Raw genomic sequence first — 21,195 nt, forward strand, 5'->3', positions numbered from 1 at the left:
GCGGACTGCCCGGCGAGAGGGTGTACGGGCGACGTGCTGCTGTGCCGTCCCGCGTGCGCGCAGGGCTGCAGGACAGCCCATGCACAGTTCTCCAGACTACCGGGAACCCGGGTATGCGGCCAAATCAGGCCGCTCGACGCCGCAGGGGCGGGTATGCCGTGCTGCACGGCATACCCGCCCCTGGCGGCGATCAGGTGGCCCGATGGGCCGGCCGGATCAGAAGCGCTGCTCGTCCATCGGCAGGTCATCCAGACGCACGGCCTCGCCGGAGCCGGCACCGAAGGCGCCGGCGTAGTCGAAGTCTTCGTAGTCCGGCACGGCATAGGCCGCAGCCTTGGCCTCCTCCGTGGGCTCCACGGTGAGGTTGCGGTAGCGGGTCAGGCCGGTCCCCGCGGGGATCAGCTTGCCGAGGATGACGTTCTCCTTCAGGCCCAGCAGCGGGTCGCTCTTGGCCTCCATCGCGGCCTCGGTGAGGACGCGGGTGGTCTCCTGGAAGGAGGCCGCGGAGAGCCAGGAGTCGGTCGCCAGCGAGGCCTTGGTGATCCCCATCAGCTCCGGACGACCCGAGGCGGGGCGTCCGCCCTCGGAGACGACCCGACGGTTCTCGCCCTCGAACCGGCCGCGCTCGACCAGCGTGCCGGGCAGCAGCTCGGCGTCGCCGGCCTCGATGACCGTGATCCGGCGCAGCATCTGCCGGACGATGACCTCGATGTGCTTGTCGTGGATCGAGACACCCTGCTGGCGGTAGACGCCCTGCACCTGGTCGACCAGGTGCTGCTGGGTGGCGCGCGGGCCCAGGATGCGCAGGACCTGCTTGGGGTCGATCGCACCGACGATCAGCTGGGTGCCGACCTCGACGTGGTCGCCGTCGCTGACCAGCAGGCGCGAGCGCCTGCTGACCGGGTAGGCCTGCTCCTCGGAGCCGTCGTCCGGGGTGAGGACGACGCGGCGGGTCTTGTCGGTGTCCTCGACCTGCACCCGGCCGGTGGCCTCGGCGATCGGGGCGACCGCCTTGGGGGTGCGGGCCTCGAACAGCTCCACCACACGCGGCAGACCCTGGGTGATGTCGTCACCGGCCACACCACCGGTGTGGAAGGTGCGCATCGTCAGCTGGGTGCCGGGCTCACCGATCGACTGGGCGGCGATGATGCCGACGGCCTCGCCGATGTCGACCAGCTTGCCGGTGGCCAGGCTGCGGCCGTAGCACTTGGCGCAGGTGCCGACGAGTGACTCGCAGGTCAGGACCGAACGGACCTTGACCTCCTCGATCCCGGCCTCGACCAGACGGTCGATGACCACGTCGCCCAGGTCGATGCCGGCCTGCGCCAGCACCTCCCCGTCGCGCTCGACCGACTCCGCCAGCGTGCGGGCGTAGACGGAGGTCTCGACGTCGTCGTGCTGACGCAGCCCACCGCTCAGGCCCGCCTGGGCGATCGGCATGACGAAGCCACGCTCGGTGCCACAGTCGTCCTCACGGATGATGACGTCCTGGCTGACGTCCACCAGACGACGGGTCAGGTAGCCCGAGTCCGCGGTCCGCAGCGCGGTGTCCGCCAGACCCTTGCGGGCGCCGTGCGTGGAGATGAAGAACTCCAGCACCGACAGGCCCTCACGGAAGTTGGACTTGATCGGCCGCGGGATGATCTCACCCTTGGGGTTGGCCATCAGGCCACGCATACCGGCGATCTGGCGCAGCTGGAACCAGTTACCACGCGCACCCGAGGTGACCATCCGGTAGATGGTGTTGTCCTTGGGCATCGTGGTCTCCAGCTCCCGGGCGACCTCGTTGGTGGCCTGGGTCCAGATCTCGATGAGCTCCTGCCGGCGCTCGTCGTCGGTGATCAGACCCCGCTCGTACTGCAGCTGGACCTTGCTCGCCTTGGCCTCGTAGGTGGACAGGATCTCGACCTTGCGCTCCGGCGTCTGCACGTCGGAGACGGCCACCGTGGTGCCCGAGCGGGTCGCCCAGTAGAAGCCGGAGTCCTTCAGCGAGTCCAGACTGGCCGCGACCTGCACCTTGGTGTAACGCTCGGCGAGGTCGTTGACGATCCCGGAGAGCCGCTTCTTGTCCACCACGTCGGTGACGTAGGGGTAGTTCGGCGGCAAGGAGTCGTTGAAGATCGCCCGCCCCAGCGTCGTCTCCAGGGTGAAGTTGGAGGCGACCCCGTCCTCGGTGACCTCGGTGCCCTCGGGCAGCTCGAAGCCAGCCGGCGGCGCGGTCTGGGCCAGCCGCAGCGAGATGGTGCTCCCGAGCTCGATCTGGCCGGCGTCGAAAGCCATCCGGGCCTCGGCGACCGAGCCGAAGGAGCGCAGATGCCGGTTGCCGTCCTCGTCGAGCAGGTAGGCCGTCTCCGGCTCCACCCACGCATCGCTGGTCAAGTGGAACAACCCGATGATCATGTCCTGGGTGGGCATGGTGACCGGGCGGCCGTCCGCCGGCTTGAGGATGTTGTTGGAGGACAGCATCAGGATCCGGGCTTCGGCCTGCGCCTCTGCCGACAGCGGCAGGTGCACCGCCATCTGGTCACCGTCGAAGTCGGCGTTGAAGGCGGTGCAGACCAACGGGTGGATCTGGATCGCCTTGCCCTCGACCAGCTGCGGCTCGAAGGCCTGGATGCCCAGGCGGTGCAGGGTGGGCGCCCGGTTGAGCAGCACGGGGTGGTCGGTGATGACCTCCTCGAGCACGTCCCAGACCACGCTGCGGCCCCGCTCGACCATCCGCTTGGCGGACTTGATGTTCTGCGCGTGGTCGAGGTCGACCAGGCGCTTCATCACGAACGGCTTGAACAGCTCCAACGCCATCTGCTTGGGCAGACCGCACTGGTGCAGGCGCAGCTGCGGGCCGACCACGATGACCGAACGGCCGGAGTAGTCCACGCGCTTGCCCAGCAGGTTCTGCCGGAACCGGCCCTGCTTACCCTTGAGCATGTCGGACAGCGACTTCAGCGGCCGGTTGCCCGGGCCGGTGACCGCACGGCCGCGACGGCCGTTGTCGAACAGGCTGTCCACGGCCTCCTGCAGCATCCGCTTCTCGTTGTTGACGATAATCTCCGGCGCGCCCAGGTCCAGCAGCCGCTTGAGGCGGTTGTTGCGGTTGATGACACGACGGTAGAGGTCGTTCAGGTCCGAGGTCGCGAACCGGCCACCGTCCAGCTGCACCATCGGGCGCAGGTCCGGCGGGATGACCGGGACGGCGTCCAGCACCATGCCGGCCGGCTCGTTCTTGGTCTGCAGGAAGCTGGTGACGACCTTGAGCCGCTTGATGGCGCGGGTCTTGCGCTGGCCCTTGCCGGTCGCGATGATCTCACGCAGGTGTGCGGCCTCGGCCGTGAGGTCGAAGGTCTGCAGGCGCTTCTGCAGCGCCGCCGCACCCATGCCGCCCTCGAAGTACATGCCGAAGCGGTCACGCATCTCGCGGTAGAGGATCTCATCGCCCTCCAGGTCCTGGACCTTGAGGTTGCGGAAGCGGTCCCAGACCTGCTCAAGGCGCTCGATCTGCTGGTCGGCCCGGCGGCGGATCTGGTTCATCTCCCGCTCGGCACCGTCACGGACCTTGCGCTTGGCGTCGGCCCGGGCACCCTCGGCCTCCAGCTCGGCCAGGTCGCTCTCCAGCTTCTTGGCCCGCCCCTCCACATCGGCGTCCCGACGGTTCTCCAGGACCTTCTTCTCGTTCTGGATCTGCGCCTCGAGGCTGGGCAGGTCGCTGTGCCGGCCATCCTCGTCGACGTGGGTGATCATGTAGGCCGCGAAGTAGATGACCTTCTCCAGGTCCTTCGGAGCCAGGTCGAGCAGGTAGCCCAGGCGCGACGGGACACCCTTGAAGTACCAGATGTGGGTGACGGGGGCGGCCAGCTCGATGTGGCCCATCCGCTCCCGGCGCACGCCGGCGCGGGTCACTTCGACGCCGCAGCGCTCACAGATGATGCCCTTGAAGCGGACGCGCTTGTACTTGCCGCAGTAGCACTCCCAGTCCCGGGTGGGGCCGAAAATCTTCTCGCAGAAGAGGCCGTCCTTCTCGGGCTTCAGGGTGCGGTAGTTGATGGTCTCGGGCTTCTTGACCTCGCCGTGGCTCCAGCCACGGATGTCCTCCGCCGTGGCCAGGCCAATGCGCAGCTCGTCAAAGAAGTTGACGTCGAGCACGTGGATCCTTCTCTCGTGATCTCGGGTGATGCAAAAGACTCAATGGGTATGACGTGAGGCTGGGTCGCGGGGCCGGCTGCGGTAGGGCGGCCGGCCCCGCGCTTGCCCTGACTAGACCTCTTCGACGGAGGAGGGCTCGCGGCGGCTCAGGTCGATCCCGAGCTCCTCGGCGGCCCGGAACACCTCGGTGTCGGACTCGCGCAGGTCGATCTGCGTGCCGTCGGAGGAGAGCACCTCCACGTTCAAGCAGAGTGACTGCATCTCCTTGATGAGCACCTTGAAGGACTCGGGGATGCCCGGCTCGGGGACGTTGTCGCCCTTGACGATCGACTCGTAGACCTTGACCCGGCCGGTGACGTCGTCGGACTTGATCGTCAACAGCTCCTGCAGGGCGTAGGCGGCGCCGTAGGCCTCCAGGGCCCAGACCTCCATCTCGCCGAAGCGCTGGCCACCGAACTGGGCCTTACCACCCAGCGGCTGCTGGGTGATCATCGAGTACGGCCCCGTGCTGCGCGCGTGGATCTTGTCGTCCACCAGGTGGTGCAGCTTGAGGATGTACATGTAGCCGACCGAGATCTGCTCCGGGAACGGCTCGCCGGAGCGGCCGTCGAAGAGCTTGGCCTTGCCACCGGAGTCGATCAGCCGGTCACCGTCGCGGGTCGGGGTCGTCGAGTCCAGCAGACCGGCGATCTCCTCCTCGCCGGCACCGTCGAAGACGGGGCTGGCCACCCGGGTGCGGGGACCGGTCTCGCGGGCGTCGCCCGGGATGAGCTCGGCCCACTCCGGCTCGCCCTCGATCTTCCAGCCCTGCGCCGCGGCCCAGCCGAGGTGCAGCTCCAGGATCTGGCCGATGTTCATCCGGCCAGGCACGCCCAACGGGTTGAGGATGACGTCGACCGGGGTGCCGTCCTCAAGGAAGGGCATGTCCTCCACGGGCAGGATCCGGGAGATGACGCCCTTGTTGCCGTGACGGCCGGCGAGCTTGTCACCGTCGGTGATCTTGCGCCTGTTCGCGACGTAGACGCGGACCAGCTGGTTGACGCCCGGGGGCAGCTCGTCGCCGTCCTCACGCTCGAAGACCTTCACGCCGATGACCGTGCCGGTCTCGCCGTGCGGCACCTTCATCGAGGTGTCGCGGACCTCACGGGCCTTCTCGCCGAAGATGGCGCGCAGCAGGCGCTCCTCCGGGGTCAGCTCGGTCTCACCCTTGGGCGTGACCTTGCCGACGAGCAGGTCGCCGTCGCGGACCTCGGCACCGATGCGGATGATGCCGCGCTCGTCCAGGTCGGCCAGGACCTCCTCGGAGACGTTGGGGATGTCCCGGGTGATCTCCTCTGGACCCAGCTTGGTGTCACGGGCATCGATCTCGTGCTCCTCGATGTGGATCGAGGACAGGACGTCGTCCTGCACCAGACGCTGGGAGAGGATGATCGCGTCCTCGTAGTTGTAGCCCTCCCACGGCATGAACGCCACGAGCAGGTTACGGCCCAGCGCCATCTCGCCACCGTCGGTCGCCGGACCGTCGGCCACCAGCTGGCCCTCCTCGACCCGGTCGCCCACGTCGACCCGGACCACCTGGTTGTAGCAGTTGCCCTGGTTGGAGCGGGTGAACTTGGCGATCTTGTAGGTGATGTAGGTGCCGTCGTCGTTGGCCACGGTCACCAGGTCGGCGGAGACCTCCTGGACCACGCCGGCCTTGGTGGCACGCACCACGTCGCCGGAGTCCAGCGCCGCGCGCCACTCCATACCGGTGCCGACCAGCGGGGCCTCGGCCCGCACCAGCGGGACGGCCTGACGCTGCATGTTGGCGCCCATGAGCGCACGGTTGGCGTCGTCGTGCTCCAGGAAGGGGATCATCGCGGTCGCCGCGGAGACCATCTGCTGCGCGGAGACGTCCATGTACTCGACCTCGGCGGCCGGCACGTCGACGGCCTCGCCCTCGCGCGCCCGGACCAGCACCCGCTCGTCGAGGAAGGTGCCGTCGTCATCCAGCCGGGCGTTGGCCTGGGCGATGACGAAGCGGTCCTCCTCGTCGGCGGAGAGGTAGTCCACCTCGTCGGTGACCTTGCCGTCCGCCACGCGACGGTAGGGGGTCTCGACGAAGCCGAAGGGGTTGATCCGGCCGTAGGAGGCCAGCGAGCCGATCAGACCGATGTTGGGACCCTCGGGGGTCTCGATCGGGCACATGCGGCCGTAGTGCGAGGGGTGGACGTCACGGACCTCCATGCCCGCACGGTCACGGGACAGACCACCGGGGCCGAGCGCGGACAGACGCCGCTTGTGCGTCAGGCCGGCCAACGGGTTGTTCTGGTCCATGAACTGGGAGAGCTGGCTGGTGCCGAAGAACTCCTTGATGGAGGCGACCACCGGCCGGATGTTGATCAGCGTCTGCGGCGTGATCGCCTCGACGTCCTGGGTGGTCATCCGCTCGCGGACCACGCGCTCCATCCGGGACAGTCCGGTGCGGACCTGGTTCTGGATGAGCTCGCCGACGCTGCGCAGACGACGGTTGCCGAAGTGGTCGATGTCGTCGGTCTCGACGAGGGTGTCACCGGCCGGCATGTCCATGGTGGTGTCGCCGGCGTGCAGCGCGACCATGTACTTGATCGTCGCCACGACGTCGTCGATGCCGAGGACGGACTCCTCCAGCGGCGCCTGCAGCCCCAACTTCTTGTTGAGCTTGTAGCGGCCGACCTTGGCCAGGTCGTAACGCTTGGGGTTGAAGTAGAGGTTGTCCAGCAGGGTCTGGGCGGCCTCCTTGGTCGGCGGCTCGCCCGGGCGCAGCTTGCGGTAGATGTCCAGCAGCGCCTCGTCCTGGGTGGTGGTGTGGTCCTTCTCCAGGGTCAGCCGGATCGACTCGTAGTCGCCGAACTCCTCCAGGATGCGCTCATTGCTCCAGCCCAGGGCCTTGAGCAGCACGGTGACGCTCTGCTTGCGCTTGCGGTCCACGCGCACGCCGACCTGGTCGCGCTTGTCGATCTCGAACTCCAGCCAGGCACCCCGGCTGGGGATGATCTTCGCCGAGTAGACGTCCTTGTCGGAGGTCTTGTCCAGGCTGCGCTCGAAGTAGACACCCGGGCTGCGGACCAGTTGGGAGACGACGACCCGCTCGGTGCCGTTGACGATGAAGGTGCCGCGGGGGGTCATGAGCGGGAAGTCGCCCATGAAGACCGTCTGGCTCTTGATCTCGCCGGTGGAGTTGTTGATGAACTCCGCGGTGACGAAGAGCGGGGCGGAGTAGGTCATGTCCTTCTCCTGGCACTCCTCGACGGAGTACTTCTGCTCCTCGAACCGGTGGTCGCGAAAGCTCAGCGACATGGAGCCGGAAAAGTCCTCGATCGGGGAGATCTCCTCGAAGATCTCCTCCAGACCGGAGGTGGTGGGGATATCGTTGCGTCCATCGGCCTGGGCGGCGGCGACACGCGCCTGCCAGGCCTCGTTGCCAAGGAGCCAGTCAAAGCTCTCCGTCTGGAGGGCAAGCAGGTCGGGCACCTCGAGGGGCTCCCGGATCTTGGCGAAGCTCAGGCGGCCGGAAGCCGTTCGAGCGGTGGAGACAGTCTTCTTCGCAGTGCGCGAGGCAGCCAAGGATGGGTCCTTCCACGGGCCTTAAAATTGTGCGGCGGTCAAGCGAGCCCAGGACCGGCACTCAGTAGCGTCCGTGAGGTGCGGCGCCCGCAAACGAGGAGGATGCGGCGCGGCAAAGTGCTCATGGGTCGACTGGGGGCAGGTGCAGGGTAGCGCAAAGTAACACTTTACCGCCTCAAGGGCCCGTCGTCCAATCCTGGTCACGACGGGTCGTCCGGGGCTAGTTGGGCCGACGTCGGGAGCGGCCGCGCTCCCGGTGTTCTCGGCACCGCCACGGGCGGTTGCTCCCCACGATGGTGCGCCCTGACCGGCCTCGACGTCAAGCCGGACACACCTTCCCCGCCATTCCCGCGGGCGGTGGCAGGTGCTGGCAGCGGGCCGGGGGCGCACACGACCGCGGGCGGGGCCGCATACCCGGTAGGCATGTGGCCCCGCCCGTGGCGGAGGTGAAGCGTCCCGGGCGGCGCACCGCCCGGGAAGGGCTCACTTGACGGTGACGGTCGCGCCGGCGCCCTCGAGCTGCTCCTTGGCCTTGTTCGCGGCCTCCTTGTCGACCTTCTCCAGGACCGCCTTGGGAGCGCCGTCCACGAGGTCCTTGGCCTCCTTCAGCCCCAGGGAGGTCAGCGCACGGACCTCCTTGATGACCTGGATCTTCTTGTCGCCGGCGGCCTCGAGGACGACGTCGAACTCGTCCTGCTCCTCCTCCGCGGCGGCGTCGCCACCGCCAGCGGCGGGACCGCCGGCGGCCGCGACGGCGACCGGGGCGGCGGCGGTGACCTCAAAGGTCTCCTCGAAGGCCTTGACGAACTCGGACAGCTCGATCAGGGTCATCTCCTTGAACTGGTCAAGGAGCTCCTCGGTGCTCAGCTTCGCCATGATGGGCGTTCCTTCCTAGTTGGTGCCGTGAGTGGCGTTGTGGTGGTGCGCTGATCGCTTGTGGCGCTCAGCTCTCGTCGCCACCCTCGGCGACGTCGGTGGGAGCCTCGGCGTCAGCCTCGGCAGGGGTGGCCTCGGCGTCAGCCTCGGCGGGAGCGTCCTCGGACGCGGGGAGCGGACCGCCCTGCTCCTCGACCTTCGCGCGCAGCTGGTCGACCACCCGGGCGGTGGCGGACAGCGGTGCGGCGAACAGGCCGACGGCCTTGGACAGGTTGCCCTTCATGGCACCTGCCAGCATGGCCAGCAGAACCTCGCGGGACTCGAGGTCCGCGAGCTTGGTGATCTCTTCGGGGCTCAACGGCTTGCCGTCGAGGACACCCGCCTTGATGACCAGGGCCGGGTTGGCCTTGGCGAAGTCACGCAGACCCTTGGCCGCCGCCACCGGGTCACCGGTGACGAAGGCGATGGCCGTGGGTCCAACCAGGTGCTCGTCGAGGCCGGTGATGCCGGCCTCGGCAGCAGCACGCTTGGTCAGCGTGTTCTTCACCACGGCGTAGGTGGCGTGCTCACGCATCGAGGTGCGCAGCTCGGTGATCTGACTCACCTTGAGCCCGCGGTACTCCGTCAGCACGGCCGCGCCCGAGCTGCGGAACATCTCCGTCAGCTCGACGATGGCTGCTGCCTTCTGGGGCGTCGCCATATGGCCTCCTTTACGTCGTGGTGCCGGCTACCCCCTGGCCCGGCACGACAAAAGCCCCGGCGCAGGCGCACCGGGGCTCGACATGCTGCATACACGGGGTATGCGTCGTGCTGGTCACCTACGCTGGTCGCCCTTGTCGTGGGAACCTTCGGCCGACGCGATCCGCAGTTTGCACTCCGGGCACGCCGACAACCGGCGGTCTGTGGGTAGAGCCCCAGACTACGGCATCCCCTCCCCCACCCAAAATCGCGGACGTTCCGCGACCAGCGTGCCCTCTGCCCATCGTGCCGGCCCCCCGGGGGCCGACGCCTGTCCACCCTTAGGGCAACAGGGGCAGGGCAGTGCAGGATGAACCGGTGACCTCCTCCCCCTCCGTGCGCTGGTTCCATCGCCTTGTGGACGCCCATCCCGAGGCTGAGCGCGAGTTCGGTGGTGCGCAGCGGGTGGCCACCGGCGGCCTGCGGCTGATCGGCGCTAACGCGCTGCAGAGTGCCGGGGACCAGGTCGTCAACGCCAAGACCGTGCTGCCCTGGCTGTTCTCGGTCCTGGGGGCGCCGGCGGCCCTGGTGGCGCTACTGGTCCCCATCCGGGAGTCCGGGTCGATGCTCCCGCAGGCGGCGTTCACCCCGTGGGTGCTGCGTGCCCCGCGGCGCACGCGGGTGTGGATGCTGGGCGCCTCGGTGCAGGGGGTCAGCGTGCTGGCCATGGCCGCTGTCGCCCTGACGCTCACCGGTGCCCTCGCCGGGGTCGCGGTGCTGGCCGCGCTGGCCGTCTTCGCGGTCGGGCGGGCGCTGTGCTCGATCGCCAGCAAGGACGTCCAGGGTCGGGCCGTGCCCAAGGGCCAGCGGGGGCAGGTGACCGGGATCGCGACGGCGGTCTCGGGCGTGATCGCGGTGGGCGTGGGGGTGCTGCTGCACCTGCTCGGGCCCAACCTCAGCGCCGGGGCCCTCGCCGCCTTCCTGACCGCCGCGGCCCTGACCTGGTTCGTCGGGGTCCTCGTCTACGCCGGGATTCCCGAGGACGCCCCCGACGCCGTGGCCAGGGCGCAGCGCGAGCCCTGGCTGCGCGACCTGGTCGACCTGGTGCGGCAGGACGCGGCCTTCCGGCACTTCGTCGCGGCCCGGGCTCTCCTGCTCGTCTCGGCCCTGGCCCCGCCCTTCCTGGTCACCCTGGCCGTGGCCCAGGGCAGCTCGCTGCTGGCCGGGCTCGGCTCGTTCGTCATCGCCCAGGGCATCGCCTCGGTGCTCGGCGGACGGGTCTTCGGCCGCTGGTCGGACCGGTCCAGCCGGCGGGTGATGACCTACGGGTCGGTGGTGGCCTCGCTCACCGTGCTGGCCGTGGTGGCCGTGGTGCTCTTGGCCCAGCCGGGCCTGGTCGTGCCGGGCCTGGTCGCCGGCTACTTCGTCATCAGCCTCGTCCACGTCGGGGTCCGGGTGGCCCGCAAGACCTACGTCATCGACCTGGCCGAGGGTGACCAGCGCACGCGCTACGTCGCCGTGGCCAACACCGCGATGGGCGTCATCCTGCTGGTGACCGGCGCGGTCAGCGCTGGCCTGGCCACCTTCGGCGAGCTCCCGGCCCTGGTCTTCCTGGCCGTGCTGGGCCTGGTCGGCGCCGCGGTCAGCTGGCGCCTGCCGGAAGTCTCGCGCACCGCCTGAGGAATCACCCCCGCGCGCGTGGTCTGCTCGGCACAACGTGGGGTCAAGGTTGTGCTGAGGAATCACCCCCTCGCGCGTGGTCTACTCGGCACAACGTGGGATCAAGGTTGTGCGCCTTGGCCTGACCGGGCGATGCTGCCCATTGCGGTCCTGTCCCTGCCCGCCAGCAGCGTTTCCGGCCGCGCGGCAGCAGCGTTGCAGGGCGGTGCCCCCGAGCCCTTCGCTCTACGGGCCCTGCGCGCCTGCAGCCTCAGGCCGTGGCCCGCGCCGCAGCCTCGGCCCGGGCGATGGCGGCCAGGATCTTCTGCCGCACCAGTCGAGAGTTCACCAGATCACCCCAGGTCAAACGCACGACCTCGTAGCCCAGCGCACGCAGAGCGTCCTCCCGCAGCTTCTCGGTATGCAGCGCGTCGGGGTGGCCGTACTTGATCCTGCCGTCGAACTCGATGAGCACCGCCCAGCGGCCCAGCTTGAGGTCGGCATACACCGTCCGGTCGCCGAGGTCCACGGGGAACTGCAGCAGGAGCGGGCCGAACCCCAGCAGCTGCAGCAGCCATCGTGACCGGCTCTCCCCGACCGACTCGCTGCGCCCATCAGCCAGCTGCGCCACCTCGTGCACCACGCGGGTGGCGGTGCCGAATCCCTCCTGCAACGCACGCTCGATGTCCTCCTCGACCAGGGCGTGCGCCAGCCCCTGCCGCTCGCCCGTGTCCTTGCGGTCCCTCGTCTCCGCCTGGTGCAGCACGCCGTCGAGACACACGAGGCCGGCCTCGGCCCCGTGCAGGGCCGCCACCTGCAGTGCGGCTAGCGCTGGCCGGACGACGTGCAGGCCGTCGACGGTGACGAGCCAGTCCACCTCGACCGGACGGTGGACGAAGATCGTGTCGTCGTGGCGGCCTCGTCCCCCGTCGAACCGGACCAGATGCACTAGGCCGTCGTCGCCAAAGTACGGGAGGCCGTGCATCATCAGCGCGCTCTCGTGACTCAACGCGTGATGCCCACCGGGATCGGCCGCCAAGCTGCGGCCCACCGCTCGAGCCTGCAGCTCCGCCCGCTCCCAGGCGGTGGCGCCTGCGAAGGCACGGCCCAGCACGAACGACCCCCGGCGCACCCGCACCAGCACCTTCGCCCGCACCAGCGCGTCCACGGTATGCCGGGTCACGCCCGGCAGCGCCGTGAGCTGGACGCCGCTGGCCACCCCGCCCTGGGCCTCCATCAGCGCCACGATCGCAGTCTCCATGAGCCGCAGTCTGCAGCCCGGGCCAGACTGCGGCTCTGGGTTGTCCACAGGCATGACCATCGATTCCGCGAGGCCTGGATCCCAGGTTCTGCGCAAGGCACAACGCGTTTGACGGTGAACCCTCACCACAACTGGGATCAAGAGAATGCGGCGCCCAGGACAGCGACAGGCCCCCGACCGCGATCCGGTCGGGGGCCTGTCGTGGCTCACGGAGCGAGGGAGGTCGCCCGTGGCTCAGTGCAACGGGGTGGCGCTCACTCCGAGGAGGGGTCCACGATGCTGCCCACGCGGGCTGGGTCCACCGGGATCCCGGGGCCCATCGTCGTGCTGACGGTAGCCTTGGTGACGTAGCGGCCCTTGGAGGAGGACGGCTTCAGCCGCAGGATCTCGTCGATCGCCGCGCCGTAGTTCTCCACCAGCTTGGCCTCGTCGAAGGATGCCTTGCCGATGATGAAGTGCAAGTTGCTGTGCTTGTCGACGCGGAACTCGATCTTGCCGCCCTTGATTTCAGTCACGGCCTTGGCGGTGTCCATCGTCACGGTGCCGGTCTTGGGGTTGGGCATCAGGCCTCGGGGACCCAGGATCTTGCCCAGACGACCGACCTTGCCCATCAGGTCCGGGGTGGCCACGACGGCGTCGAAGTCGGTCCAGCCGCCACCGATCCGCTCGATCAGGTCATCGGAGCCGACGTGGTCGGCGCCGGCCGCGCGGGCGGCCTCGGCCTTGTCACCGTTGGCCAGCACGACCACGCGGGCGGTCTTGCCGGTGCCGTTGGGCAGGTTGACGGTGCCGCGGACGAGCTGGTCGGCCTTGCGGGGGTCGACGCCGAGCCGCAGGGCGACCTCGAGCGTCGAGTCGTACTTGGTGGAGGCGGTCTCCTTGGCCAGGCGGACAGCCTCGCGGGGGGCGTAGAACTTGCCCTCCTCGATCTTGTCAGCCGCGGCGCGGTAGGCCTTGCTGCGCTTCATGATGACTCCTTGGTGTTCTCGTGGGAGCTGTGGTCGGACGGGCCAGCGCAGGCCCTGCCACAGGCGGGACGGTGAGGTCGCTCGACCCGAGCCGTCCCTGGCGAGGTATGCCGTCCGCCGGGCGGACGGCATACCGCACCTGATCAGGGGGTGTTGATGCCCATCGAGCGGGCAGTGCCGGCGATGATCCGCTTGGCCATGTCCACGTCGATGGCGTTGAGGTCCTTCATCTTCATCTCGGCGATCTCGGTGAGCTGCTGGTCGGTCAGCGAGGCGACCTTGGTCTTGTGCGGCTCGCCCGAGCCCTTGGCGACGCCGGCAGCCTTTTTGATCAGCTCGGCAGCCGGGGGGGTCTTGGTGACGAAGGTGAACGAGCGGTCCTCGTAGACCGTGATCTCGACGGGGATGACGTTGCCACGCTGGGACTCCGTCGCGGCGTTGTAGGCCTTGACGAACTCCATGATGTTGACGCCGTGCTGACCCAGCGCGGGGCCAACGGGCGGGGCGGGCGTGGCCGCGCCGGCCTGGATCTGCAGCTTGATAAAGCCGGAGACCTTCTTCTTGGGGGGCATGGGTGTCTCTTCCTGGTTATGGGCCGACGCCGTGGGCGATGACCCGGTTGCATGCCCCGGACCGGACGGGCTGGGGCGCGATCGCGGCTCGAGCTAGAGCTTGGCGACCTGGTTGTAGGACAGCTCGACGGGGGTCTCGCGGCCGAAGATGGAGACCAGCACCTTGAGCTTGTTGCTCTCGGGCAGGATCTCGGAGATGGTGGCGGGCAGAGTCTCGAACGGACCCTCCATGACGGTGACCGACTCGCCGACCTCGAAGTCGATCTGCGGCGCGCCGGCGGGCAGTTTGAACCCGGCCGCGTCCTCGCCCTTGGCCTCGGGGGTTGCGGGAGTCTCGAAGACCGGGGCCAGCATGGAGACGACCTCGTCGATCAACAGCGGCACCGGCTGGTGGGCGTTGCCGACGAAGCCGGTCACGCCGGGGGTGTGCCGCACGGCGCCCCACGACTCATCGGTGAGCTCCATCCGGACCAGCACGTAGCCGGGCATCCGCACGCGGCGGACCTGCTTGCGCTGGCCGTTCTTGATCTCGGTCACCTCCTCCATGGGGACCTCCACCTCGAAGATGTAGTCCTCCATGTTGAGGCTGGTGATCCGGGTCTCCAGGTTGTGCTTGACCCGGTTCTCGTAGCCGGCGTAGGAGTGGATGACGTACCAGTCGCCGAACCTGCCGCGCAGGTTCTCCTTGAACTCCTCCAGGGGGTCGACCGGCTCCTCAGCGGCCTCCTCCTCCGCGGGCTCTTCGTCGGCGGCGTCATCTGCGGTCTGTGCCGCCGGCGCCTCGGTGGTGATGTCGTCGGCCTCGCCGTAGACCTCATCCTCCACGTCGGTCGGGGCGGCCTCGTCGGTCTCGACGGCACCGTCGAATCGCTCGGCGGCCTCCAGGTCGGCGTCCTGGACGGACTGCTCGGCCGTGACCTCGTCGTGGTCGGGGGTCTGCTCGGACATGCCCTACTTCCTCATGTGATCGATGCGTGCCGGCGTCGAGCGCCGGCAACGGGGTGCGTGGCTCAGCCCGCGAAGACGAGGGCGACGAGCCGCTGGAAGACTTGGTCCATGCCGAAGATGAAACCGATCATCACCACGACGAAGACGAAGACGACGATCGTGTAGGTGATCAGCTCCTGCCGCGTCGGCTGGACGACCTTGCGCAGCTCGGCCATGACCTGGGCGACGAACGTCGCCGGTCGCGGCGGCTGGCCAGAGCCAGGCTGGTTGCGCGCGACACCCTCGGTGTCGTGAGCCGGGTTCGCCACGGATCGCCTTCCTTGTCTGCAGGTCATGTGGTCGCGACCACATACCGATCCGGTATGTCGTGCCGCTCGCGCAGGGCATGAGGGACTCGAACCCCCAACCGCCGGTTTTGGAGACCGGTGCTCTACCAATTGAGCTAATGCCCTTCACCGGGTGTCCCGCGCTCGCCCGCCGTTGGGGGGCAGGCTCACGCACGGTGCGAACACCCGAAGTGGCAGTCTACGGGACGGTACGGACTGGTGCAAAGATGGTCCACGTGAGCGAGCACACGCAGAAGACCCGTATCTCCCGCCGGATCGGCGCGATCGCCGAGTCGGCCACCCTGGCTGTTGACGCCCGAGCCAAGGAGCTCAAGGCGCAGGGCCGGCCGGTGATCGGCTTCGGCGCGGGTGAGCCCGACTTTCCGACACCCGACTACATCGTGCAGGCGGCGATCGAGGCGGCCCACAACCCGGTCAACCACCGTTACTCCCCCGCAGGCGGCCTGCCGGACCTCAAGGCCGCGATCGTCGCCAAGACCGCCCGGGAGTCCGGGTATGACGTGGAGCCGGCCCACGTGCTGGTGACCAATGGCGGCAAGCAGGCGGTCTACAACACCTTCGCCACCCTGCTCGACCCGGGCGACGAGGTGATCCTGCCCGCGCCGTACTGGACCACCTATCCCGAGGCGATCCGGCTGGCCGGCGGCGAGCCGGTCGAGGTGTTCGCCGGCAGCGACCAGGGTTACCTGGTGACCGTGGAGCAGCTGGAGGCAGCCCGCACCGAGCGGACCAAGGTCCTGCTCTTCTGCTCCCCCTCCAACCCGACCGGGGCCGTCTACCCCCCGGAGCAGGTCGAGCAGATCGGCCGCTGGGCACTGGAGCACGGCATCTGGGTGGTCACCGACGAGATCTACGAGCACCTCGTCTACGACGGTGGGCAGGCACCGTCCGTGCGGTCCGTGGTGCCCGAGCTCGCGGACACCTGCGTGGTGCTCAACGGGGTGGCCAAGACCTATGCGATGACCGGCTGGCGGGTGGGCTGGATGATCGGCCCCAAGGACGTCATCAAGGCCGCGACCAATCTGCAGAGCCACGCGACCTCCAACGTCGCCAACGTCTCCCAGCGCGCGGCGATCGCGGCACTGGCGGGCTCGTTGGAGGCCGTGGACACGATGCGGGCGGCGTTCGACCGCCGGCGGGCCACCATGGTCGAGATGCTGAGCGCCATCGAGGGCGTGCACTGCCCGATGCCGCAGGGTGCGTTCTACGCCTACCCCAACATCGAGGGGGTGCTCGGCCGGACGATCCGCGGCCGCACCCCGCAGACCAGCACCGAGCTGGCCGAGATCATTCTCGACGAGGTCGAGGTGGCGGTCGTGCCGGGCGAGGCCTTCGGCCCCTCGGGTTACCTGCGGCTGTCCTACGCGCTGAGCGACGACGACCTCATCGAGGGCGTCAGCCGGATCCAGACGCTCCTGGCGAAGACCCGCTGACCGACCGGACGCGCGCCCCGGCCTGCGGAGCGCGCGTCCGGTCGGGCCGGGAGCTCAGGTCAGTCCGTGCCGAACTCCATCGCGGCCCAGTCCAGTGCTTCCTCCTCGTCCTCGGTCGGGCCGACCCCTCCGGCGATGCGGTCTGCGCCGCCGGGGGTCAGCTCGCCGACCAGCGAGGTGGTAGCCAGACCCATCGCGGAGGCAGCGGCGCCGCCGGCGCCCAGCAGGCCCATCCCGACATACTGCTCCAGCCGGGCGCGGGAGTCGGCGATGTCCAGGTTGCGCATGGTGAGCTGGCCGATCCGGTCGGTCGGCCCGAAGGCGGCGTTGGTCACCCGCTCCATCGACAGCTTGTCCGGGTGGTAGGAGAAGGTCGAGCCGTCCGTGGAGACGATCGTGTAGTCGTCCCCGCGCCGCAGTCGCAGCGTCACCTCACCGGTGACGGCGGAGGCCACCCAGCGCTGCAGGGACTCCCGGATCATCAGGGCCTGCGGGTCCAGCCAGCGGCCCTCGTAGAGCAGCCGACCGAGCACTCGGCCCTGGTTGTGGTAGGCGGCGATGGTGTCCTCGTTGTGGATGGCGTTGACCAGCCGCTCGTAGACGATGTGCAACAGCGCGATCCCCGGAGCCTCGTAGATCCCGCGCGACTTGGCCTCGATGATCCGGTTCTCGATCTGGTCGGCCATCCCCAGCCCGTGCCGACCCCCGATCTCGTTGGCCCGCATCACCAGCCGCACCGAGTCGCCACCGAAGTCCTCGCCGTTGATCGCCACCGGCCGGCCGTGCTCGAAGGCCACGGTCACCGTCTCGGCCGGGATGTGCTCCGCCTCGTCCCAGAACGCCACGCCCATGATCGGCTCGACGATCTCCATCGAGGTGTCCAGGTGCTCCAGCGTCTTGGCCTCGTGGGTGGCACCCCAGATGTTGGCGTCGGTGGAGTAGGCCTTCTCCTGGCTGGCGCGGTAGGGCAAGTCGCGCTGCGAGAGCCACTGGCTCATCTCCTCGCGCCCGCCGAGCTCGTCGACGAAGGCCTCGTCGAGCCAGGGCTTGTAGATGCGCAGGTTGGAGTTGGCCAGCAGCCCGTAGCGGTAGAACCGCTCGATGTCGTTGCCCTTGAAGGTGGAGCCGTCGCCCCAGATGTTGACGTCGTCCTCCTTCATCGCCTTGATGAGCATGGTGCCGGTCACGGCCCGGCCCAACGGGGTGGTGTTGAAGTAGGTGCGGCCACCGGAGCGCAGATGGAAGGCGCCGCAGGCCAGGGCGACCAAACCCTCCTCGACCAGCTCGGCCCGGCAGTCCACCAGGCGGGCGATCTCCGATCCGTACTGTCGCGCGCGGCCGGGCACGGTCTCGATCTCCGGCTCGTCGTACTGACCGATGTCTGCCGTGTAGGTGCAGGGCACGGCGCCCTTCTCACGCATCCACGCCACCGCGACCGAGGTGTCGAGACCGCCGGAGAAAGCGATTCCGACCCGTTCACCGACGGGGATGCTCGTCATGACTTTGGACATACGGTGAGTGTATGCGGTCAGTCGCATAGATATACAAACGGCTGGTCAGCCCGGTAGGAACGGGCGGCGAGCCGCTGCCGCCTGGCGGCGGGCGACGGTCAGGTCACGTCTCGACGTAGCGTTGTGCGACTTGGCATCGGAAGGGGTCCCCGTCGAAGTAGAGCTCGCGCGGCGACCCCCAGGCACGGCGGGCGTCGCCTGCGACGGCGTCTCGCACCGCGTCGAAGGAGCGCAGGATCGTGGGGAACTGGACCTCGCCGAACGGCACGTCGACGAAGAACTCCATTCCTTCAGGCTCGATGCCGTCGGCCTTAGCGCGGTCGACGATGGGCACACGGACTTCGATCGGCCCGTCCGACTCCCAGCTGACCTCGCCGTGGTATACGACGATGAGCGGCTGGCCAGGGTCGAAGCTCGCTCCGGCGCGTTGGACGAGTGCGGCAGCGGTTCGCTCAATGTGCGAGGGAAGGTCGGCCGCCGTCGTCCGAAGTGTGCGTGAGATGAACGCCCAGGGCTTCACCAGGCGGCTGCGCACGGTCGGCATGCTCTCCGGCGACTGCTGGTCGGCAGGGGCGCTCGCCAGGTCGTCGAGCAGCGCGACAGCGCGTTCGTGCGCGCGAGTGATCTCCACCCGGTACGCCTCGATCAGCGCGTGCCGCTGCCCTCCCGTGGCGTCGAGCACCGCGCCGATCTGCTCCAGTGGCATCCCGACGCGGCGCAACAACGCGATCGTCCGCGCCCGCTCGGCCTGGGCTGGCCGGTAGTAGCGGTAGCCCGTGTAGTCATCGACGAGATCCGGAAGGAGGAGGCCTCGCCGCTCGTACAGGCGCAGCGCCTTCGGCGAAAGCCAGGTGAGACGGCTGAACTCCCCGATCGATAGCTTGGCGGCCCCGCTCACTTCAGCAAGTATGCGACTTCGACCGCCCACTTGCTGCGGTCAGGCTCGGTCTGTGGGTCGGTGAGGAACTGCTCGGTGCGCGCTCGCCAGTGGATCCCATCGGCGCGTTCCTCGATCGCCAGTTCCAGTCCCTGCACGCTGGCCCACTGCCACATCTCGCCGTGCACCTGCACCAGGACATCCGGACCACCCTCCGGGCGTGCGGTCAGGTAGCGGCCAGCAGGGATGACGCCGGTTTCGAAGCTCTCCCCGAGCTCGATGCGCGCGGCCACCGGGACCGACACGGTGATGTCCATCGGGTCAGAGACGGTCTGCATCCGGTGGTACTGGTAGATCGGTCCGCCCTGGGGAATCCCGCCGGCCGCCGTGAGAGCGGCATAGATCTGCGGGACATAAGCGTTCACCCGACCCCAATGAGCCAGCTCGCCGGTCGTGGACACACCCACCCAGGCACGCTCAGCGCGATCTTCGATGGTGAAATCAGTCATGGATGATCCTCGGGGTCGCCATCCGACTTTCGGATGGGCCACACCTGATCACAATGCTTGCCCCAAGGTCAGAGTCAACCCCCATCGCGACCTCCGGACACACTGTCCCGCATGCCTGGCCGTCAGTGAGCCGTCAGTGACCTCCTGACGAGCAACACGTAGGCGTAGAAGCCCTCGCACAGGTTGAGCGCTACTCGTCACCGCGGAGCTGGAAGCGCTGCAGGCGCCACCCGGCCCCGCCGACGCCGGCCACCAGCACGAAGAGTGCCGCCACCACGGCATACCCCAGGCCCATGGCCACGCCCAGGTCCAGCTCCGAGAGTGCCTCCGCGAGCCGCTGGGTGATCGCCTGGACCGAGACGTAGCGCAGCCCGGTCAGCAACGAAGCCAACGCCCCCTCGAGGATCAGCACGTAGACGAGCCCGGCGATCATCCCGTGCCGGGTCGCGGCCGAGAACGCGGTGAAGAGGGCGGTGTAGAGCACGGCCCCGATCGCGCCGGCCGCAGCAGAGCCCAGCACCCAGTCGGCCCCCAGTCCGCCGGCGAGCGCGGCCGCCGCCAGCCCGCCCGCGCTGAGCAGCACCGAGACACCGGCTGCGGTCGCCCACTTGGAGACGGCCACGACATACCGGGAGACGGGGGTGGAGAGCAGGTAGACGACCGAGCCGTCGTCGATCTCGGGGCCGAGCACGCCGTTGGCGGCCAGCAGGGCCACAATCGGCACGACGATCCCCAGCCCGATCTCGATGAGGATCGTCTGCCCGCCAACCGGGTCGCCGGTGAGCATCCGCACCACGGCCGCGAGCGCGACCAGGAGCAGGGGCAGCGCCAGCAGCACCAGGCCTCGGCGCTGGCCGACGAGGGCCTGCAGGGCCAGCCGACTGAGGGTGAGGTTCATGACTGCACCAGGTAGGTGAAGACCGACTCCAGCGACTCGTCGGTGGGGGTGAGGTCGCGCACGGTGATCCCGGCGGAGCGGGCCAGCGTGGGCAGGGCGCGGGCGAAGTCACCCATGTCGGTGACCTCGACGTGCACCTCGCTGGTGCCGGTCGGGGTCTCCAGGCTGACGCCGCGCACGCTGGGCTGGCCCATGAGCGCCGCGGCGAGCGCGCGGTCGTCGCTGCTCCGCACCGTGTAGCGGGTGGGCCGGTCGGTCATCAGCCGTCGGATCGCGCCGAAGTCGCCGCTGGCGGCGTGCCGACCAGAGACGACCACCTCGACGTGCCGGGCGATGTGTTCGACCTCCTCCAGGATGTGGCTGGAGAAGAGCACCGTGCGGCCCTGCTCGCCCATCCGGGTCAGCAGCTTCATCAGGTGCATCCGCTGCCGGGGGTCGACCCCGTTGAACGGCTCGTCCAGAAGCAGCACCTGGGGCTCGTGCACCAGCGCGCTGGCGAGCTTGGCCCGCTGACGCATCCCTTTGGAGTAGGTGCTGATCGTCCGATCCGCGGCGCCCTCGAGGTCGACCTCCTCCAGCGCCCGCTGCGTGGCGGCGCGGGGCTCGGACAGCTTATGCAGCTCGGCGTTGGCCTGCACGAACTGCCGGCCGGTGAGGTAGGCGAAGCTGACCTCGCGCTCGGGGACCAGCCCGAGCCTGCGATAGACCTCGACGTTGCGCCAGACCCGCTCACCGTCGAGGGTCATGGTGCCCGCTGAAGGCTCCAGGAAGCCCGACATCAGCGCGATGAGCGTCGACTTCCCGGCCCCGTTGGGTCCGAGCAGGCCGGTGACCCCAGGGCCGATCCTCATCGACACGTCGTTGACCGCGACCACATTGCCGTACCAGCGGCTGACGGAGTCCAGAACCAGCTCGCTCACCGGACCACCTTCC

16 protein-coding genes and 1 tRNA gene are annotated in these 21,195 nt (G+C 68.9%); 2 read left to right on the top strand and 15 right to left on the bottom strand.

Annotated features, from left to right (window positions below; all coding sequences use genetic code 11):
- Positions 1 to 216: 216 nt before the first annotated feature.
- The 4 genes from FY030_RS11990 to rplJ all read right to left on the bottom strand — a co-directional run bounded on the left by FY030_RS11990 (position 217) and on the right by rplJ (position 9,301).
- Positions 217 to 4,140: a DNA-directed RNA polymerase subunit beta' gene (locus tag FY030_RS11990; RefSeq protein ID WP_158061703.1), complete on the bottom strand. Its 3,924-nt coding sequence runs from the start codon at positions 4,138 to 4,140 to the stop codon at positions 217 to 219.
- Between the two features lie 111 nt (positions 4,141 to 4,251).
- Positions 4,252 to 7,725 (bottom strand): DNA-directed RNA polymerase subunit beta, encoded by a 3,474-nt coding sequence (gene rpoB / locus FY030_RS11995; RefSeq protein WP_158061704.1) that lies wholly within the window; start codon positions 7,723 to 7,725, stop codon positions 4,252 to 4,254.
- Positions 7,726 to 8,208: 483 nt separating this feature from the next.
- Entirely contained in the window at positions 8,209 to 8,601 is a 393-nt protein-coding gene (gene rplL, locus FY030_RS12000; RefSeq protein ID WP_158061705.1) for a 50S ribosomal protein L7/L12, read from the bottom strand.
- 67 nt (positions 8,602 to 8,668) lie between these two features.
- On the bottom strand, positions 8,669 to 9,301 hold the full coding sequence (rplJ, locus tag FY030_RS12005) for a 50S ribosomal protein L10 (protein ID WP_158061706.1): 633 nt from the start codon (positions 9,299 to 9,301) through the stop codon (positions 8,669 to 8,671).
- Between the two features lie 356 nt (positions 9,302 to 9,657).
- On the opposite strand from rplJ, the gene FY030_RS12010 reads away from it, so the two are divergent.
- Positions 9,658 to 10,959: an MFS transporter gene (locus FY030_RS12010; protein WP_158061707.1), complete on the top strand. Its 1,302-nt coding sequence runs from the start codon at positions 9,658 to 9,660 to the stop codon at positions 10,957 to 10,959.
- A gap of 250 nt (positions 10,960 to 11,209) precedes the next feature.
- Here the strand turns inward: FY030_RS12010 and FY030_RS12015 are convergent, their stop codons facing one another.
- The 6 genes from FY030_RS12015 to FY030_RS12040 all read right to left on the bottom strand — a co-directional run bounded on the left by FY030_RS12015 (position 11,210) and on the right by FY030_RS12040 (position 15,139).
- On the bottom strand, positions 11,210 to 12,199 hold the full coding sequence (locus tag FY030_RS12015) for a type IV toxin-antitoxin system AbiEi family antitoxin domain-containing protein (protein WP_158061708.1): 990 nt from the start codon (positions 12,197 to 12,199) through the stop codon (positions 11,210 to 11,212).
- A 254-nt stretch (positions 12,200 to 12,453) separates the two neighbouring features.
- Positions 12,454 to 13,167 carry a 50S ribosomal protein L1 gene (gene rplA, locus FY030_RS12020; RefSeq protein ID WP_158061709.1) on the bottom strand — a complete coding sequence of 238 codons (714 nt, stop codon included), beginning with the start codon at positions 13,165 to 13,167 and terminating at the stop codon, positions 12,454 to 12,456.
- Positions 13,168 to 13,310: 143 nt separating this feature from the next.
- Complete coding sequence (rplK, locus tag FY030_RS12025; protein ID WP_158061710.1) at positions 13,311 to 13,739, bottom strand: 50S ribosomal protein L11; 429 nt, start codon at positions 13,737 to 13,739, stop codon at positions 13,311 to 13,313.
- A 93-nt stretch (positions 13,740 to 13,832) separates the two neighbouring features.
- A complete protein-coding gene (nusG, locus tag FY030_RS12030) occupies positions 13,833 to 14,687 on the bottom strand; it encodes a transcription termination/antitermination protein NusG (RefSeq protein ID WP_158061711.1) in 855 nt (284 codons plus the stop codon).
- Between the two features lie 62 nt (positions 14,688 to 14,749).
- On the bottom strand, positions 14,750 to 14,995 hold the full coding sequence (gene secE, locus FY030_RS12035) for a preprotein translocase subunit SecE (RefSeq protein WP_192498588.1): 246 nt from the start codon (positions 14,993 to 14,995) through the stop codon (positions 14,750 to 14,752).
- Positions 14,996 to 15,066: 71 nt separating this feature from the next.
- Positions 15,067 to 15,139 (bottom strand) — tRNA-Trp (locus FY030_RS12040).
- Positions 15,140 to 15,249: 110 nt separating this feature from the next.
- Between FY030_RS12040 and FY030_RS12045 the strand changes: the two genes are divergently transcribed.
- Positions 15,250 to 16,467, top strand: coding sequence for a pyridoxal phosphate-dependent aminotransferase (locus FY030_RS12045; protein WP_192498589.1), 1,218 nt, complete (start codon positions 15,250 to 15,252; stop codon positions 16,465 to 16,467).
- Positions 16,468 to 16,526: 59 nt separating this feature from the next.
- On the opposite strand, the gene argG is transcribed toward FY030_RS12045, so the two are convergent.
- The 5 genes from argG to FY030_RS12070 all read right to left on the bottom strand — a co-directional run bounded on the left by argG (position 16,527) and on the right by FY030_RS12070 (position 21,182).
- Positions 16,527 to 17,978, bottom strand: a complete 1,452-nt coding sequence (gene argG / locus FY030_RS12050) for an argininosuccinate synthase (protein ID WP_158061714.1) — start codon at positions 17,976 to 17,978, stop codon at positions 16,527 to 16,529.
- Between the two features lie 103 nt (positions 17,979 to 18,081).
- Positions 18,082 to 18,876, bottom strand: coding sequence for a MerR family transcriptional regulator (locus FY030_RS12055; protein ID WP_192498590.1), 795 nt, complete (start codon positions 18,874 to 18,876; stop codon positions 18,082 to 18,084).
- Positions 18,873 to 19,364 carry a GyrI-like domain-containing protein gene (locus FY030_RS12060; protein ID WP_158061716.1) on the bottom strand — a complete coding sequence of 164 codons (492 nt, stop codon included), beginning with the start codon at positions 19,362 to 19,364 and terminating at the stop codon, positions 18,873 to 18,875. Before FY030_RS12060 ends, FY030_RS12055 begins: the two co-directional genes overlap by 4 nt.
- A gap of 190 nt (positions 19,365 to 19,554) precedes the next feature.
- Complete coding sequence (locus FY030_RS12065) at positions 19,555 to 20,262, bottom strand: ABC transporter permease (protein WP_158061717.1); 708 nt, start codon at positions 20,260 to 20,262, stop codon at positions 19,555 to 19,557.
- Positions 20,259 to 21,182 (bottom strand): ABC transporter ATP-binding protein, encoded by a 924-nt coding sequence (locus tag FY030_RS12070; protein ID WP_158061718.1) that lies wholly within the window; start codon positions 21,180 to 21,182, stop codon positions 20,259 to 20,261. Before FY030_RS12070 ends, FY030_RS12065 begins: the two co-directional genes overlap by 4 nt.
- Between the last annotated feature and the right edge of the window lie 13 nt (positions 21,183 to 21,195).

Origin of the sequence: Ornithinimicrobium pratense (genome assembly GCF_008843165.1) — a bacterium.
Classification (GTDB): domain Bacteria; phylum Actinomycetota; class Actinomycetes; order Actinomycetales; family Dermatophilaceae; genus Ornithinicoccus; species Ornithinicoccus pratensis.

What these genes read in the sequence shown, in the direction of transcription:
- rplJ (WP_158061706.1), bottom strand. Translation starts at nt 9,301, where the DNA reads ATGGCGACGCCCCAGAAGGCAGCAGCCATCGTCGAGCTGACGGAGATG.
- argG (WP_158061714.1), bottom strand. Translation starts at nt 17,978, where the DNA reads ATGTCCAAAGTCATGACGAGCATCCCCGTCGGTGAACGGGTCGGAATC.
- FY030_RS12015 (WP_158061708.1), bottom strand. Translation starts at nt 12,199, where the DNA reads ATGGAGACTGCGATCGTGGCGCTGATGGAGGCCCAGGGCGGGGTGGCC.
- nusG (WP_158061711.1), bottom strand. Translation starts at nt 14,687, where the DNA reads ATGTCCGAGCAGACCCCCGACCACGACGAGGTCACGGCCGAGCAGTCC.
- FY030_RS12060 (WP_158061716.1), bottom strand. Translation starts at nt 19,364, where the DNA reads ATGACTGATTTCACCATCGAAGATCGCGCTGAGCGTGCCTGGGTGGGT.
- rplL (WP_158061705.1), bottom strand. Translation starts at nt 8,601, where the DNA reads ATGGCGAAGCTGAGCACCGAGGAGCTCCTTGACCAGTTCAAGGAGATG.
- rplA (WP_158061709.1), bottom strand. Translation starts at nt 13,167, where the DNA reads ATGAAGCGCAGCAAGGCCTACCGCGCCGCGGCTGACAAGATCGAGGAG.
- FY030_RS12065 (WP_158061717.1), bottom strand. Translation starts at nt 20,262, where the DNA reads ATGAACCTCACCCTCAGTCGGCTGGCCCTGCAGGCCCTCGTCGGCCAG.
- rplK (WP_158061710.1), bottom strand. Translation starts at nt 13,739, where the DNA reads ATGCCCCCCAAGAAGAAGGTCTCCGGCTTTATCAAGCTGCAGATCCAG.